Genomic DNA, 14921 nt, shown 5'->3' on the forward strand with positions numbered 1-14921 from the left:
CATAGATTTTAGGGTTTACATTATGGTTAATTATTTTGAAACATATACTTTACGGCCCTGCACTTTGAAATGTGCGAGCCCCGAAGATTCAATCAATTTCAATACTGCGGAGAGGTTGTTATCCCGTGAAATCCACCCACCTGCTTCCAAATCCTTTGGAACGGTACTGTCGTAGATAAATTCTACGTTGTACCAACGTGCAATTTTGCGCATGGCCGTCTTAAACTCGATATGGTTAAGCGCGAAGTCGCCATCTTTCCAGTCCACGACTTCATCCAGGCCAACTTCCCTGACGGTGATCCCTTTTTCCGTGGTGACGGCTTGTTGACCGGGCCGTAGGATTTGCCTGCGTTGGCCTTGGACAACCCGAACAGCTCCTTCCAACAAGGTGGTACTGGTACCCGCTTCATCGGCATAACTATTGATATTAAAATGTGTGCCTAATACCTCCACCTCCTGATGATCCGTTTTGACCACAAAAGGATGTACCTTATCTTTAGCGACTTCAAAATAAGCTTCGCCTTTTAGTTCGACCCTACGTTGTCCCTGGGTATACAATGCACTGCTGTAGGTTAGGCTGGATGCGGCATTCAACCATATCTTTGTTTGGTCGGGAAGTGTCACCACATAGGTCTGGCCATTGTCGGTAGATAACGTATTGGTGCTATGTTCGTCTTTTGTGCTGCCCAAGATCTTATAGAGAATCTGGCCGTCGGCGGTTTTCGTTACCGTGACTCCCGCTTGATGCGCGATTTCTCCTTCTTGCGCATTTCCCAAAAGAATCCGTTTTCCGTTCGCTAAGGTCAGCGTCGCCCCCACGGTTCCCGGCGCAATATCTTCATGCCCAGGTGCGGTCGTAAGGTTTTTATCTGTCGAGGGTACGTAGAAATAAAAAACACCGGTACCCAATGCAAAAAGAAGAACCGCTGCTGCGGCAATACGTGGCCAACGCCAGATCTTCTTCAGGGGATAGCCCGGAAGCTGCCGCCGGATCACTTCGAGCTGTTGCCGTTTCTGCTGTTCGTCAAAGCCGGAAACATCCGGTACCTCCAGATTAGCATACCAACGTTCGACACGAGCCTGTTCCTCCGCAGTCGCCTTCCCATCAAGATATTTACGTAATAATTTTTCTGATTCTTTCATTGGTCGTCGCCATTCCTAATAGGCGTATATACCTATGACAATCAAAACGACGCGAACAAGTACTGGAAAGAGAAAAAAAATAAAAAATTCGACTGATTAGAAAAAAATAAAGAAATAAAAAGGTCCGAGCTTTTTCCGCAGTATCTTGAGTACATTGGTCATTTGTTTGGCAATGGTATGTTCGGAAGTGCCTAAACGCTCGGCGATCTGCTTATGCGAAAGCCCTTCTTCCCGGGAAAGCTTGAAGACCTCTCTCATACGTGGCGGCAAGCTGTCTACTTCTTTCTGGATCAATTCCTGAAATTCCTTCTCGCGTATCTGAATGTCGATCACGTAGTTCCCTTCACTGATAAACTCATCCAACGAGTCTAGATACGACGTTTCTTTCCGCCGCTTATAAATTAAGTTGAGCGATCTGTTACGAGTCGCCGTGAACAGGTAATTGGCTAGCCCGGTGGTCAGGGTTAGTACTTCCCTTTTCACCCAAAGTTCAGCGAAAAGATCTTGAATTACGTCCTGGACATCTTCGGCGCGTCCCAGTTTCTTCCATGCATGCTGTTGCAGTACGGTTTTATAACGATCATAAATCTCTAGATAAGCCGCGTGGTCGCCAGCCTTCATAAAATTTATGAGTTCTGTGTCTGAATGGGTATGATACTGCATCATCTGCTTTACAAGCTATGTTACGCGTCAGTTAATAGATAGATTTTTTGGTATTCCCTGCTCTTAAATCGTTACTGTCAAAACTTTTTTGTCAATATTAAGTATTTATTTGCAATTGTCATACAGATAATGTCTAAAACAAATAATTAGATGAATTTTGGTTATAGGGTATAATCTGACGATAAATTTAGACCGACCTCTATATCGAGCTAGTTAATTAACTTTTATTTTAACCGTATTGGTTCGTGCTTGTATAAACGGAAGGGCAACGCATAACTGGGCACGAGCTGCAAGCTCGCGCCAGCATCAAGGAGAGCTAGCGCGAGCCTGTGGCTCGTGCTCGTATAATCGGAAGGGCTGCACATAACCGGGCACGAGTTAAAAACTCTCGCCAGCTGAAAACTCGTCCCAGCATCAAGGAGAGCTAGCGCGAGCCTGTGGCTCGTGCTTGTATAAACGGAAGGGCAACGATAACCAAGGCAGGAGCTAAAAGCTCACGCCAGCTGCAAGCTCACGCCAGCCGAAAACTCCCGCCAGCATTAAAGGGAGCTAGCTCGAGGACACTTTTATTTCCCGTGCGTCCAGATCGTTCTTTAATGCCTCTAAGAATTTACTCCGAAACTTCTCGATGTGACGTACGTGTTTGATACCGACCTGCATGGAGAGGATATAGTTATCGGCATTGATGTCTTTGGTCAGGACTTTGACCGGTATGGTCGGATCGACTTCATCGAAGGTTGCCAGTTTTTCCTGCACGAGGTTTTTTACTTCGTCGATGTTCCCTTTGTTTTCTACGGTGAGCTGCATGTTCATCCGGATGTCGGAATCTGAAAACGTCCAATTGACCAAACGGCCGGAAAGCAGGTCGCCGTTGGGAATAATGACACGCGCACCCTGATCGGTCAGCAAAGTGCTGGAGCGGATGCCGATCTGCATGACTTGCCCTTTTTTATCGGCCAGCTCAACATAATCCCCGATTTTAAATGGTTTTTCAAATACCAGTATAATTCCCGACACGAAATTATTGATGATGTTCTGCATTCCCAAACCAATCCCCACACTTAAAGCTCCAATGATCACCGTCAACTTATCCATCCCTAGCCCCAAAATACTGATGCCTAAGAGAAAACCGATTACAAATATGAGCAAACGGAACAAGGGAAAGAGCGTCATCTTTCGTGCATACAGCTCATCGTTTGCCGGATCGTTGACCAGGTTCTTTAGGTTTTTCTGCAACCAATTTGCTATCCAGACTACCGCAATAGCGAGCAGCAGATCGCCATAGGTAAATGTAATGCCTCCTATCTTGTGGTTGGTGGTCAGCAACTTCTCTAAAAACGAGCCGGCTTCCCGAGTAAGGTGCAGGTTATTCACGAGAACGATAGCGATCAGGGCGGCACAGGTAAACCGGATCAGCCGATCTACGCTGCTCAGCATTTTTTTAAGATCAAAGCGGCGGAAGACCGTTTCTGCTTTGGCCCGCTCATACTGTTTTGCGAGATCATGTAGAAGCATGTCCCGAAAGGCCCGCAAAGACATGGCCTGTAAAAATCCGATACCGGTGGCTAAGCTCCACATCCGCGACACCGATACATAATCGGCCAAAATAAGCACAACGGCCAACAGATGGCCCAGCATAATCAGTATGCGCGCATAGCGGTGTATATAGCCGACAGGATTGTCCACATCTGTCCGCCGTCCCATAATAAAGACTAGCGCCATACCGGATAAATTGGCCAGGATGGCTAAAATACGGCTCCACCAAAGCTCGGATAGCATTAAATTGGAAAGAATCAGGACAACGTAGTACAGAAACACAAAGTGCAATGCGGTACGCTTGAACGGACTTAGTTCCTTAAAAAGGATAATGTACAGAAAAATAAAGACCAAAAAATAGGTAAACTCCAAAATAAGTACGGGTATGGAGAAAGTGACGAAGGGCAACAGGATTAGGAAAAAGATGCCGCTTTTCAGTATTGGGATCCAAATCGGATCGTTCTGGTGCAGGCGCAATTCTTCCTCTTGCGAATCGGTTTCCCTTCCGAGCCGGTACATCCAGTAGAAATAAAGTAGACTGAGCAAGATGAGAAATATGCGGCTGCTCCATGCCGGATAATCAAAAAACGCAATCGACGATCCGTCCTTTCCCATGTTTGTCCGGACGGTTTTGATTACGCGCCGCGGCACGGGAATAATCGTGGAGATGGCGGAGTCTACAGCAGCAGAAACGGTTTCTTCACGCTGTCGGATAGCAGACTCCTGAAGGTAAAGAACTTCGGACATCAACCGCTTCAGGGTGTTTTCCAGGCGGACCAACGTATCCCTCATTCCCGAAAAAGCCTGTGCCAGGGAGTCGTCCGTTACCAAATCGCCGATCAGGCTACTGTCTAACGGGGCTGGAACGCGTTGCTCGGATAGCCAGACGGTCTGCGCCGACCGAATGGTTTCGCTAAGAATGGTAATATCCTTTTTCTTTACCGCTAGCAGCGATAATGCGCTGTCCAATTTTGTGGAATCGGACTTGGAACGGTTCCAGGATACCAAACGTTTTGTGCTATCAACCTGCTGGGAAATACGGTCGACGAAAGCATTCCATTGCTTGACCTGCGCCTTTCGCTGTTCCAGCTTGGCAGGACGTGTTGGTGAGGCGACCGAATCAACCACCTGCGAAAAGATCGATACGGGCGCCAACAGGCCAATCACCAACAGTAATGGATACAACCATCGTATCGGTATTTTTTTTGTTTTAAGTTGCGTCATCCTCCATAGAACAGGGTAAAAATAAAACCGTTTTACTGGTATACATTCCAGCGGATCCATCACAAAAGCAGCGAAGGTGCAGCGCATATACGGCAGACAAAAGCCTAATATGGCGCTTCCATGCTGCTGTGCCTATCCCTTCCTATCGGGTAACCAAAACCTCCAGAAACGAACGGGTTGCTTCTTGTAAAAGGGTATCTACGTCTTCTTTAAGCTGTCCGACGGTGTGGTTAAACCGTTTTGTTGCCGCTACGGCAGGTTCGAAATCGAGCTGATCTATAGGCGTATCGCCTACAGGAAGATAGGCGATCATATGCTCGGCCGTAACTTCCAGTTCGGCGGCACTTTGCCCGATAATATCGAGTAGCGCTGGAGATTTGCACTGCAGCCGGATGGGATACGATATCTTAACGACCTTTACTTGGCCGTTTGGAGCAGCGTTGAGCAGATGTGGGATATAAACAGCCTCTTGACGGGCATCGACCTCGATCACTTCCGGCTTTCCATAGAGATCAAGCTGCTCGTATTCTATTCGATAAAAGTCGATAAAGTCTGCGAGGATTTGTTGTATTTGCAGCTCGTAGGATCCGCCGTCTATCGCTTCACGTTTGGCATCCCATGCGGCCAGTTGTTCGGCAATATACGCCTGCATTTCCGCCTGTAGTCTTTCTCGTATTTCCATAAGCACTTTGTAACTAGTTGTTCAACATGTACCCTTGTTCAGGGCTCGTCATCCCCGCATGAGCGAAGATATTCCCTCGTATATGCTGTGAACGCCCTAGCGCCGGAAAAGGTTCAGTTGGAATCGTTTTTTGAAAAGAGCTGTACTTTAATTTGTAACCGGGCACGAGTTAAAAACTCGCGCCAGCGTTAATGACAGGCCAGTGTGGGCATCGATGCGGAGCTAGTGCGAGCCTGTGGCTCGTGCTCGTATAACGGCCTTACAGATCCATTCTCATCAGCATTGTTTTTAATCTTCTTTCCCGTTCGATGTCGCCCCTACAATCCAACGGACGCAAACCATCCAAGTCCGGTATTTCCCGTTCTACCCATGCCAAGGATGCATCCCCTAGTACCCCACCGATTACATAGGCCAGGGATTCGTCGGGAAATATTGCTTTTAGTGCCAGAAGTACTGCTGGCTCCGGCCTGTAGGTAGGCGTTGTCTTAAAAAGCATCGAAAATGCTACCCAATCATCTTCCGAGTAAAACTGTTCTAATTTCATCATTCCTCCAGGATCTTTAAATCGTCTTTGTAAGCTTTCTGATACAAGTCAACAATCTTTTGCAGTATCGTTGCCCGCTCTTCATCAGAAATTTTTCGTCCATCATCCCACCTTTTCACGCTTTGTGGGTCAATCGCCGAGAACCTGGCAGATATGGCACAGATGAGGGCATGATCGCCTTGCTGAAAAAAGAGAAGCTCTCCCCTTTCGAGTATTTTTATCTTATACTGGACATTGGCCTCATCTGTATATTCGTGCGCACCTGTAATGGTGGATTTTATTTCAAGAACATATTTCATAATCGAACAGTTTAATCATCGTATGCGATCGTTCCGGTTGATCCCACTACCGTACCGCATGGTGCCGTCAGGCTCTCTCTTAATCCGGGTTTAAGAACAGGGTATCTTTCGTTCTTTCGGTGAAATAGTACCTAAGCTGTTCTCCACCAGCCGTACGGATTACTTGCATGGAGTCGATAACGGTATCGTTTTTTCTGACCATTAAAAACTGGGACACTCCGTTGGCTCGCTTACGCAAGGTAAAGAATCCGTCCTGATTGGTCTGTGTCCTATTTTCGGGATTATCCTGCTCGAAAATTTCGGCCTCGCCAACTGGTCTGCCGGCCTGATAGATATATCCCGCATAGTGTTTAAATTTAGGCGGACTGCAACAAACCGAACTCCAAAGTATAACCAATAACAGAAGTATCGTTTTCATCCGTAAATTTTTGTAGGTTGTGAAATGGATCCGTTCAATTCCCAGGTTAAAGTACCGGGCAGGTTTTAAACTTGCTCTTTCGTATCCTTTGGGAAGTATAGTGTACATCTTCATATATGAAATTCAGTTATACTGTTAAAAGTTCAGGCTGCATGCGGCTTGTTTCTGCGAAAAAGACAGTCCACGAGCTATCAGGCTTCCATACCCTCATCGCCGAAACTTGCGAACATGGTGATCAATCGCAGAGAACGTTTCCGTTCGACAGCCGAATATCAACGTTTTTCCACCCTGGAATAAAACAATACACCGCTCCCCGTCATGTTCGATTTGGAGACTGTCCAAAAACGCCATGCCTTTAAAAAACTTTTTGCCCAGCAGGTTGAAATTGATTTTTCCTGCAATCAGATCGATTGTGCCACAGGGCTGGTTCTCCCACAGCATATCAAGTCGCAGATAGTAATCGTTGATCTGCTCCTGCGTATGAACGTGTAGCTCTTTCATCATGTTGTTTCTTAATCTCCGTATCCCGTCACGTTGGTTTTAATTTTAGTTGGGCACAGAATCGCTGTCCACTTTTTGAAACGTACCGTCGCTTTCCACACTATACAGTTGGGTTTCAAAGATAGGTACTTCACTCATCCAATTTGCGCTCGTTACCCAGATCGCGTCTTTTTCTATTCGACTCGTTTTGCTGAATGCCGATTCCGCCACTTCGTCATAAGCTATTTCCAATTTGTCGATTATCCGGCCTTCTTGGTTGACCGTAATCAATATCGTAAACAGCTCGTTTTCGCCTCCTCGGTAGGAGACGGCAACAGCGGAAAAGTTTTTTGAAAAAGGTACCGTATAATGGAGCCTGAAATGGGTCGCATCTTTACGCCTGGGGTCAAAATTGATCTTTTTCAGTAACCCATGGTCAGGAATCCCCGACTTTTCATAATTGTCGAAACGGGTACTATCTGTAATCGGAAAATGCCGTATAGGAAGTATAGCCAACAGGTCGGCTCCACTTGGGGTATTTTCCACCTGCGTTTCCGTATGCACCTGACGCTTTTCTGGCGCTGTGTTTTTAGCCGTATCCGTGTCTACGGTTGCTTGTTCCTTTTTCGCTGCTCCTTGGCAAGAGAAAAAAGAGAGAAGGATCACGATAATTATCTTGTGCATCATTTTTTTTAGTATGGACCGCTAGTCTTTTTTTTGTGTGCCGAACGTTTAAAAACGCGTGTTTCTAACGGGCCTGAATTCACTATATGGCCTTTGTCATCCCAGTTGATTGGCTTCGTTCGTACATGTAGCTTTCCCTGTATAACCCTCATTTCCGTATAGTCGTTGCCGTGTTGCACGGCAGGAATGACCAACAGGTTTTCTTTTTGGAAGGCATGAAGGGTTCTACTTGGCGCCATCCCATTTCCGATGTCTCGGAAAACGGCATAATCTTTATCCGGTTCAAACAGGATAACAATGGTGTTTGTCTGAAACGTGTCGTTGTAGATCCAGGTACCTTCAAACATATGCTGGATAGGTTCTGGTATACTTTTCTCTTGGGAATACAATGCGGAAGCTATACCTAGGAAAAAGAAGAAAAGTATTTTTCTCTTTGTTTTCAAATGGAGTTTGCGGTCTGTCATGATCGGTTTATTACGGGCTTACGGACCACGATATCCGTGGAATGGTTTGCCCTTATCAGTTCATTCACAGCAAAATCACTGCCAAAGAACTACATAGAGGATTCGTTATTTTCTCGCGGTCAAGACCGATTAACCGGATGAATACACTAGGCGGTAAAGAGCGCTAAAAGAAAGAGCAGGCCACCGTGGCCTGCCCTAGTCTAAACAAACAAAATTATCACGTATATATCGAGATCGATGCACCATATGAACGCATCGAGGCTGTCATAGTTTTCGAAAAAGAGCAGGCTATGGCTGAAGCGCCTGCTCTTTATCAACTTTATAAATAGAATTGTACCTTCAAACCTCGAACGCCGTTGCAACAATTTGGTTTTAGAAAAGTTGAAATTTTAGGTTGATAGTATACTTAGGAGGGCAAAGAGCTCGGGCACGAGTTGAAAACTCGCGCCAGCGTTGATGGCAGCTAGTGTGGGTATCAATGGGCAGCTAGCGCGAGCCTGTGGCTCGTGCTCGTATAAACCAACTTACAGCAAATAACCGGGCACGAGTTAAAAACTCGCGCCAGCTGAAAACTCGCCCAGTGCTAATGGCAGCTGGCACGAGTCTGATGTACGAATGGCGCATTGCGCGTCTGAATCGATATCAGCAAGACGACGCATTTCCATCCCTTGTTTTAACAAAACATAAAGCCTGTGTTAAGCTTTTATGAAATACATCATTTGATTTTCAAAAGGTAGCCGGGTCTGCTATATTCGCCGCAAGACCCACAGGCATGAATCACCGAGCGTGCTGATTTGTAGATGGATTACGCTTTGCCGGGCATAAATAAACATATAGATCAATGAGCAATAAAATTAAAATAGCTGTGCCTATCGCTATGATCGTTGGCCTGCTGGCAGGCTGCTTCCCAAAGGCAAGCACAGTGATTATGTCGTTACCTGTGGAAAGCAAGGAACAAATTATTGCCCGGTACGACGAGCGCCAACTACAAGAGGGAAAGGCCATTTTTGCTTCGAGGTGTACACACTGCCACGGCTTAAAGGATCCGGCCTCCAGGGATGCAGCGGCCTGGAATAAAATCTTGAAAAGGATGATCCCGATGGCTAAACTTGACGACGCACAGGGGCAGCTCGTTCGCGCGTATCTCCTGGCGAATAGCGAGGATAAATAATAGCCCGTTAACGGTAGCTTGGATGGTTACGGGCTCGGTTATCCCATGAAAGCGGCATCGGATAGTGACACCACCCACACGCGTGGATATATCTGGGTAGCCCACGATGGCTTTCTGCTTCCTAAAAGCTATGGTACCAACCGACCGTCAGCCAGAGGAGATTTTCGGTACTATCACCGATGATGCTTTCTGCCCGGTAGTCTAATCCGAGTTCAATCTGATCATCTTCCGAATGGTTGTAGCCAAGAGCTGCGAGTAGTCTTATTTCTAAGTTGGTCTCCCCTCCTTGACGTACACCGAGATACTCATTATTAAACTTGACGTAGTACTCACGCGGATCCACCTGCAAACCGCTGAGGGGCTTTTCAAAACTGATCCGGTACCGTAGGCGGTATTGGACATCCTCGTCCTGCTCAAAGGTTTGATCCGTTCGGAAGCGGTGTGCAAACTGTAGCCCGCCGATCGTCTGCCCAACACTATATTGCTGGATCGAACGGTGCAGAAAGGTGCCTCCAATATCTGATCGCCGAACCAGATAACCCACGCCAAAGTTCTTCAGGGAACCCCGAGCTGCCGTCGCGACCAGCTCAATATCTGTACGCTCGTATTCGGTACGTCCGCCCAGACTGTTTGCCGGATTTTGGTAAAAGATAAATCTGTTTTCCAGTTTAGAGTTTACTTTCAGGAAGTTGCCAATCGTAAAACTTCCATTAAATTGCGGCATCAGGCCAAAACGGTTCTGCGCTTCTGCGCGGGGAGCCACTAGAAGGAAAACTACGAAAAAAAGGAGATATCGCATGCGTTATAATAAAGCTAATAGATTAAATGATTCATGCTGCGCGGAACAATTTCCTTGGTTTCGATCGGCTTGCCCTGGCTGTCAAATAAGGTTTCATACGGCTTGGTGTTTCCGTGGAGACGACCGGAATGCTCTACCTCGTACCGAACCGTATAGGCATCTTCCGTAGGCTTTCCACGAATAAGCTGATAGAGCACATCGGGTGCACCGGTCCACTGCACTTGGATCTTTCGGATCTTATACCGATCGTATGTCGCAGCCAGGTGTGCGTTAATCGCCCCGGAGGCCTGCGACGGTATTTCTTCTGCTTTTTGTGTCAGCTCAATATCCAACAACCTGCCGTCGGTATCAAATTTAACACTGTACGTGCCTTTCACTTGCTTAGTCTTGGCCTCTATCCGGATTCCCTCCAAGCTTTCTTCCCGATACCATCTCACTCGTGCATCGGGCCCAAAAAGCTGGGCAATATACGAAACGGCAGTATCGGGTGCCTCTTCGCTATGGATCCCGGACTCCCGCTCATACTTTTGCTGGGCGCCAGACGCTAAATAAACGCATATAAATACGATACAAAGGATGTACTTCTTCATGCTTCGGATTTTTTTGAGGTAGGGACACAATCGTCCAACGGCGCAGCAGGGCTAACTGCGGATACGCCTCCACAAACATATAGATAACCGTCGCCAAATCGAAAATGTTCATATTAAATTATGATTAAGATCCGGGCAGCTCAAGGGACCGCTGGCTAATGAAGGTTTATGCGGATTTAGTTAAAGTATTGTTAATTAGCACATTTTTAGACGATTTCATTTTGTTAGAACAGCTTCTTCGCGTATTTTAGAAATAAAAAAAGCATACGAACTAATTATGAGAAAAGACCTGTTTGCATGTATATTGATTTTTATGTTATCTCTTTCGACACGCGCAAAATGTGTCTGTGCGAGGCAGCGTGCACCATACAAACGATACGGTACTGGTGTTCTATCAAAATGATTTTGACGCCATTACCCGAGAAATGTATTTGCAACGCCACGAAGCCATCCTCAATCCCAACGGCAGCTTTCATATAGATCTTCCCGTACAAGGAATTTCGGAATGGGTCGTGCAACTGGGAGACGCGTTTGAGATTATACATCTGGCACCGTCAAAAGATGTGGTCATGTATATCGATGACTCCAACCATAGATTTCATGTGGTTGCTACCGGACATAACAGCGAATATATAAACTTTGAGGTATGCGCGAACAAGGCCACGCCTATTAACATTCAGGCAGAAAATTACCCGACTCCCTCGGCATATTTACAGGCATATAAAGATGCCGTTGGCAAAAGACGAGTTTTTCTCGATCGCTATCGGGATACGACTAATTTTGATCCGGAATACTACACCTGGTTGTCCTCCTATTACACGTATCTCCCGTATGAAAGAACGCTCGTCACGCAGGTTGGAGATAGCCTGAGAGGTGATCCTGCCCTAAACGAACTGCTCATCTCGGAAGGATTGGAGGATGACTATGCTGCACACAATGTCCGGATTTATAATGATTTAGTCCGTCAGTATATATATTATAAATTCAATGGTGTCAAATTTCCTCTAAGTCTGGTCGACGTCATGGATTATCTGGATAAAAACCCGTTAATAGGCGGCAAAACCAAAGAGGTGTTTTACGCAACTTGCATGTACGTGATGCGTGAATCGAACGAAAGTGTATATGAAAAAAGTCTTGCTGTGTTTAAAAAGAATGTACAAGATCAGGAACTGATCCGCCGTATTGAACAGTATCGAACGGAATACCTGGCCTCTAAAAACAAATTGGAGCAAGTAAAAATCGATCAAAATTTGTCGTTAAGCACTATTCTCAATAAATACAAGGGAAAAATTATATATATTGATTTCTGGGCGAGCTGGTGCGGGCCGTGTAAAATGGAGATGCCGAATGCCGCCGCCTTAAAAAAAAGGCTTAATAGTCCCGACGTTGTATTCTTGTATTTAGGTTATCAGGATTCGCAGGTCAACTGGCTCAAAGCGAAAGACGTATTGCAGATTGAAGGAGAGCACTATTTGTTAACCGGTGATATGGTTAAAGAAGCCAATACTGTTTTTGGAATTGTTGGAATACCACATTATGCGATTATCGATCGGGATGGTCGTATCGTAGATAAACAAGCGAAGAGGCCAAATGATGCGTATCACGAATTGTTATCGTTATTGACGAACTCGAAATAACGTGAAATGCAGGCGGAGAATTCCGGATTGCCGTTTGTAATAGATTTGTCCTGCTGGGGAAAATTTCTTAACGTTAAGTCCGCGACAAAGATACGCTAAATTACGCCACAAACTTCCCCAAAGGAACGGATTTTAGCAGACAGGTATTTGAAATGGAAATAATGGACCTATCCATACCGGGTCAATATTCCTTTAAATTAGTCAAGAACACCACGGGGTGCGCGCTGCAGGTTTGCACCGGGGTTTTGAAGAGACGGATCATCTATGGCTTATCAGACGCGGCGCTGAGCGACTCCGGCGGTATTTCGTCGACTTCCTTCTCCTTTTCCTTGATGTCGACATGCACCGCAAATGCAGAGGGTTCAATCGGGATACCTTTAAACGTAGCATACTCGCGGGTGTAAATGGCACCAAGGTAAAGGATGGCCGCAGTATAATAGACCCACAAAAGGATAAGCACGATCGATCCCGCTGCCCCATATGTCGACTCGGTATCCGAGAAACCGAGGTAGATCCCGATGAGAAATCGTCCGACAACAAACAGTAAGGCTGTGAAAAGTGCGCCGGTGCGAACCGTACGCCACCGAATATTCACATCGGGTAATACCTTAAAAATAACAGCGAACAACAGAAAGATGATACCGAAGGAAAGCAGAAAATTGATAACGTTGAACACATGTACCGTGGTGTCCGGAAAATAGCGTTGCAAGCGGTCGGTCAGTGCAATGATGGCGCCGTTCACGATTAAACTGACGACCAGCAAAAAACCTAACCCAATGACCAAGGAAGAGGATAGTAAGCGATCTTTTAACACTTTTAACCACCCTTTTTTTACCTTCGCACGGACATGCCATATCTTATTTATAGAGTCTTGTATGTCACCAAAGACTGTTGTCGCGGTGACCAACAAGGTAATCGCACTGATGAGCAAAGCTACGTTGGACTTACCGGATAGGGAAAGGTTTTTGATGACCTCTTGGACTTGCCTTGCGGCACTCGGCCCCACCAAACCGGTAAGCTCCGAAAAAACTTTACCTTGAATGGCTTCTTCCCCTAAAAACACGCCAGCAAGCGAAATAATCAATACGAGGATGGGACCCAATGAAAAGACGGTGTAATAGGCCAGCGATGCACTGTATTTCATACTATCTTCCTGGGTAAACCCCATAACCGTATTTTTTAAAATGGAAAAGTGATCGGTAAGCGTCGTTGTTCGTTTTTTCGTTCTGTTCATCTGTTTTCTATTGTCGTTGTAAAGAATTAGGCGCCCGGCATAGAGGCCGGGGCGCCATCAAACTAAAGCGAATGTCTAAGGATGCCCCCCGCCCCCTGCTGCGCCATAAATTTGTCCGGTGGAAAAGCTCGCACCGTTGTCTGCGAGCTGTACAAAGATAGAGGCGAGCTCGGCGGGTTGGCCAGCGCGTGCCAAAGGGGTGTCTTTTCCGAAATCTACAAGTTTGTCTGGCTCCTGCCCTCCGCAAACTTGCAACGCTGTCCATACAGGACCGGGAGAAACGCCATTGACCCGTATGCCTTTTGGCCCGAGTTGTTTGGCCAAGGATTTGACATAGGCGACGTTTGCAGCTTTGGTCTGCGCATAATCAAAAAGGTTCTCAGAGGGGTCGTATGCTTGTACAGAGGTTGTGGCGATAATTGCTGATCCGGGTGGTAAATGGGGCAATGCGGCTTTCGTGATCCAAAATGGCGCGTAGATATTTGTTTTCATCGTTGCATCAAAGCTCTCCTCGCTGATGTCCAGAATAGACAGGTTGCTTTTCTGATAGCCGGCGTTATTTACCAGGATATCTAATCCACCTAATTTGGCTAGCGTTTGCTCTACCAGATTTTCGCAAAAGCTTTTGTCGGTCAGGTCGCCCGGTATAGCGACAATCTTGTGTCCTTCGCCCTGCAAAAGCGCAACAACCTGCTGTGCATCGGGTTCTTCTGCGGGCAAGTAATTGATGACGACATCAGCCCCCTCCCGGGCAAACGCAATGGCTGCCGCCCGCCCTATTCCCGAATCACCGCCCGTCACCAGTGCTTTCCGGCCTCGAAGACGGCCGCTGCCCACATACGACTGTTCACCGTGATCCGGCAGGGGCTCCATTTTGGAGGCAAGCCCCGGGTGTGGCTGCGTCTGTTTTGGGTACGGAGGTTTGGGATATTTATCCAACGGGTTTTCTAAAGGGTTTTTTTTCTGCGTCGCCGCACCGCTATCTCCGCCTGCCAGCGCCGGGCTTACAACCAGCGTCGCTACGCTTGCACCAAGACCTTTCAGGGCATGGCGTCTCGTCATGTTTTTATCTTCTTTCATCCTACTATGGTGTTTAAAGTCTTATTACAGGAACTTTCTAAACCGCATATCGTTTTCAATCGTTGAAAAAACCTGACTTTTTAAGTCGCCACCGACCTCGTGCAATGGAATCACCTGTGCAGTTATCGGCCTACAGGTAACACCGATTACACGGTTCTTTCTATAAAAGTGTCCCTTGTTTGGGTGGTCTGCCAACAGGACGATGCCCAAATAACAACCCAAACGAATTCCAGTGCTTGGCGTTCTTAAAGAGATCATCATACCGGATGTCTT

At 46.6% G+C, this 14921-nt stretch carries 17 protein-coding genes; 2 read left to right on the forward strand and 15 right to left on the reverse strand.

Annotated elements, in window-relative coordinates; genetic code table 11:
• Positions 1-30: 30 nt before the first annotated feature.
• The 10 genes from ACFSR5_RS06290 to ACFSR5_RS06335 all read right to left on the reverse strand — a co-directional run bounded on the left by ACFSR5_RS06290 (position 31) and on the right by ACFSR5_RS06335 (position 8137).
• Positions 31-1143 (reverse strand): FecR family protein, encoded by a 1113-nt coding sequence (locus ACFSR5_RS06290; protein ID WP_380901830.1) that lies wholly within the window; start codon positions 1141-1143, stop codon positions 31-33.
• A 96-nt stretch (positions 1144-1239) separates the two neighbouring features.
• The gene (locus tag ACFSR5_RS06295) at positions 1240-1809 is read right to left on the reverse strand and encodes an RNA polymerase sigma factor (protein WP_380901832.1); all 570 of its coding nucleotides are present in this window, start codon (positions 1807-1809) and stop codon (positions 1240-1242) included.
• A gap of 546 nt (positions 1810-2355) precedes the next feature.
• Positions 2356-4566, reverse strand: coding sequence for a mechanosensitive ion channel family protein (locus ACFSR5_RS06300; RefSeq protein ID WP_380901834.1), 2211 nt, complete (start codon positions 4564-4566; stop codon positions 2356-2358).
• A gap of 142 nt (positions 4567-4708) precedes the next feature.
• Complete coding sequence (locus ACFSR5_RS06305) at positions 4709-5248, reverse strand: hypothetical protein (protein WP_380901836.1); 540 nt, start codon at positions 5246-5248, stop codon at positions 4709-4711.
• 259 nt (positions 5249-5507) lie between these two features.
• Positions 5508-5795 carry a hypothetical protein gene (locus ACFSR5_RS06310; RefSeq protein ID WP_380901838.1) on the reverse strand — a complete coding sequence of 96 codons (288 nt, stop codon included), beginning with the start codon at positions 5793-5795 and terminating at the stop codon, positions 5508-5510.
• The gene (locus ACFSR5_RS06315) at positions 5792-6091 is read right to left on the reverse strand and encodes a hypothetical protein (protein ID WP_380901840.1); all 300 of its coding nucleotides are present in this window, start codon (positions 6089-6091) and stop codon (positions 5792-5794) included. Before ACFSR5_RS06315 ends, ACFSR5_RS06310 begins: the two co-directional genes overlap by 4 nt.
• A 79-nt stretch (positions 6092-6170) precedes the next feature.
• Positions 6171-6509: a hypothetical protein gene (locus ACFSR5_RS06320; protein ID WP_380901842.1), complete on the reverse strand. Its 339-nt coding sequence runs from the start codon at positions 6507-6509 to the stop codon at positions 6171-6173.
• Positions 6510-6716: 207 nt separating this feature from the next.
• A complete protein-coding gene (locus tag ACFSR5_RS06325) occupies positions 6717-7013 on the reverse strand; it encodes a hypothetical protein (protein ID WP_380901844.1) in 297 nt (98 codons plus the stop codon).
• Positions 7014-7055: 42 nt separating this feature from the next.
• Positions 7056-7676 carry a hypothetical protein gene (locus tag ACFSR5_RS06330; protein ID WP_380901846.1) on the reverse strand — a complete coding sequence of 207 codons (621 nt, stop codon included), beginning with the start codon at positions 7674-7676 and terminating at the stop codon, positions 7056-7058.
• A 5-nt stretch (positions 7677-7681) separates the two neighbouring features.
• A complete protein-coding gene (locus ACFSR5_RS06335; protein WP_380901848.1) occupies positions 7682-8137 on the reverse strand; it encodes a hypothetical protein in 456 nt (151 codons plus the stop codon).
• 841 nt (positions 8138-8978) lie between these two features.
• On the opposite strand from ACFSR5_RS06335, the gene ACFSR5_RS06340 reads away from it, so the two are divergent.
• Positions 8979-9308, forward strand: a complete 330-nt coding sequence (locus tag ACFSR5_RS06340; RefSeq protein ID WP_380901850.1) for a c-type cytochrome — start codon at positions 8979-8981, stop codon at positions 9306-9308.
• Positions 9309-9429: 121 nt separating this feature from the next.
• Here the strand turns inward: ACFSR5_RS06340 and ACFSR5_RS06345 are convergent, their stop codons facing one another.
• Positions 9430-10107 (reverse strand): DUF2490 domain-containing protein, encoded by a 678-nt coding sequence (locus ACFSR5_RS06345; protein WP_380901852.1) that lies wholly within the window; start codon positions 10105-10107, stop codon positions 9430-9432.
• 14 nt (positions 10108-10121) lie between these two features.
• Positions 10122-10697, reverse strand: coding sequence for a hypothetical protein (locus ACFSR5_RS06350; RefSeq protein ID WP_380901854.1), 576 nt, complete (start codon positions 10695-10697; stop codon positions 10122-10124).
• A 359-nt stretch (positions 10698-11056) separates the two neighbouring features.
• Between ACFSR5_RS06350 and ACFSR5_RS06355 the strand changes: the two genes are divergently transcribed.
• Complete coding sequence (locus ACFSR5_RS06355; protein ID WP_380901856.1) at positions 11057-12334, forward strand: TlpA family protein disulfide reductase; 1278 nt, start codon at positions 11057-11059, stop codon at positions 12332-12334.
• A gap of 262 nt (positions 12335-12596) precedes the next feature.
• On the opposite strand, the gene ACFSR5_RS06360 is transcribed toward ACFSR5_RS06355, so the two are convergent.
• The 3 genes from ACFSR5_RS06360 to ACFSR5_RS06370 all read right to left on the reverse strand — a co-directional run bounded on the left by ACFSR5_RS06360 (position 12597) and on the right by ACFSR5_RS06370 (position 14909).
• Complete coding sequence (locus tag ACFSR5_RS06360; RefSeq protein ID WP_380901858.1) at positions 12597-13568, reverse strand: YihY/virulence factor BrkB family protein; 972 nt, start codon at positions 13566-13568, stop codon at positions 12597-12599.
• 75 nt (positions 13569-13643) lie between these two features.
• Positions 13644-14648, reverse strand: coding sequence for an SDR family oxidoreductase (locus ACFSR5_RS06365; RefSeq protein ID WP_380901860.1), 1005 nt, complete (start codon positions 14646-14648; stop codon positions 13644-13646).
• A 24-nt stretch (positions 14649-14672) separates the two neighbouring features.
• The gene (locus tag ACFSR5_RS06370; RefSeq protein WP_380901862.1) at positions 14673-14909 is read right to left on the reverse strand and encodes a hypothetical protein; all 237 of its coding nucleotides are present in this window, start codon (positions 14907-14909) and stop codon (positions 14673-14675) included.
• Positions 14910-14921: the final 12 nt, after the last annotated feature.

The organism is Sphingobacterium suaedae, from assembly GCF_042684625.1.
GTDB classification, from domain to species: domain Bacteria; phylum Bacteroidota; class Bacteroidia; order Sphingobacteriales; family Sphingobacteriaceae; genus Sphingobacterium; species Sphingobacterium suaedae.

Coding starts and splice junctions, on each gene's coding strand:
- ACFSR5_RS06365 (WP_380901860.1), bottom strand. CDS start 14,648: ATGAAAGAAGATAAAAACATGACGAGACGCCATGCCCTGAAAGGTCTT.
- ACFSR5_RS06325 (WP_380901844.1), bottom strand. CDS start 7,013: ATGATGAAAGAGCTACACGTTCATACGCAGGAGCAGATCAACGATTAC.
- ACFSR5_RS06295 (WP_380901832.1), bottom strand. CDS start 1,809: ATGATGCAGTATCATACCCATTCAGACACAGAACTCATAAATTTTATG.
- ACFSR5_RS06330 (WP_380901846.1), bottom strand. CDS start 7,676: ATGATGCACAAGATAATTATCGTGATCCTTCTCTCTTTTTTCTCTTGC.
- ACFSR5_RS06345 (WP_380901852.1), bottom strand. CDS start 10,107: ATGCGATATCTCCTTTTTTTCGTAGTTTTCCTTCTAGTGGCTCCCCGC.
- ACFSR5_RS06320 (WP_380901842.1), bottom strand. CDS start 6,509: ATGAAAACGATACTTCTGTTATTGGTTATACTTTGGAGTTCGGTTTGT.
- ACFSR5_RS06310 (WP_380901838.1), bottom strand. CDS start 5,795: ATGATGAAATTAGAACAGTTTTACTCGGAAGATGATTGGGTAGCATTT.
- ACFSR5_RS06315 (WP_380901840.1), bottom strand. CDS start 6,091: ATGAAATATGTTCTTGAAATAAAATCCACCATTACAGGTGCGCACGAA.
- ACFSR5_RS06340 (WP_380901850.1), top strand. CDS start 8,979: ATGAGCAATAAAATTAAAATAGCTGTGCCTATCGCTATGATCGTTGGC.
- ACFSR5_RS06305 (WP_380901836.1), bottom strand. CDS start 5,248: ATGGAAATACGAGAAAGACTACAGGCGGAAATGCAGGCGTATATTGCC.
- ACFSR5_RS06360 (WP_380901858.1), bottom strand. CDS start 13,568: ATGAACAGAACGAAAAAACGAACAACGACGCTTACCGATCACTTTTCC.
- ACFSR5_RS06300 (WP_380901834.1), bottom strand. CDS start 4,566: ATGACGCAACTTAAAACAAAAAAAATACCGATACGATGGTTGTATCCA.
- ACFSR5_RS06370 (WP_380901862.1), bottom strand. CDS start 14,909: ATGATGATCTCTTTAAGAACGCCAAGCACTGGAATTCGTTTGGGTTGT.
- ACFSR5_RS06335 (WP_380901848.1), bottom strand. CDS start 8,137: ATGACAGACCGCAAACTCCATTTGAAAACAAAGAGAAAAATACTTTTC.
- ACFSR5_RS06350 (WP_380901854.1), bottom strand. CDS start 10,697: ATGAAGAAGTACATCCTTTGTATCGTATTTATATGCGTTTATTTAGCG.
- ACFSR5_RS06290 (WP_380901830.1), bottom strand. CDS start 1,143: ATGAAAGAATCAGAAAAATTATTACGTAAATATCTTGATGGGAAGGCG.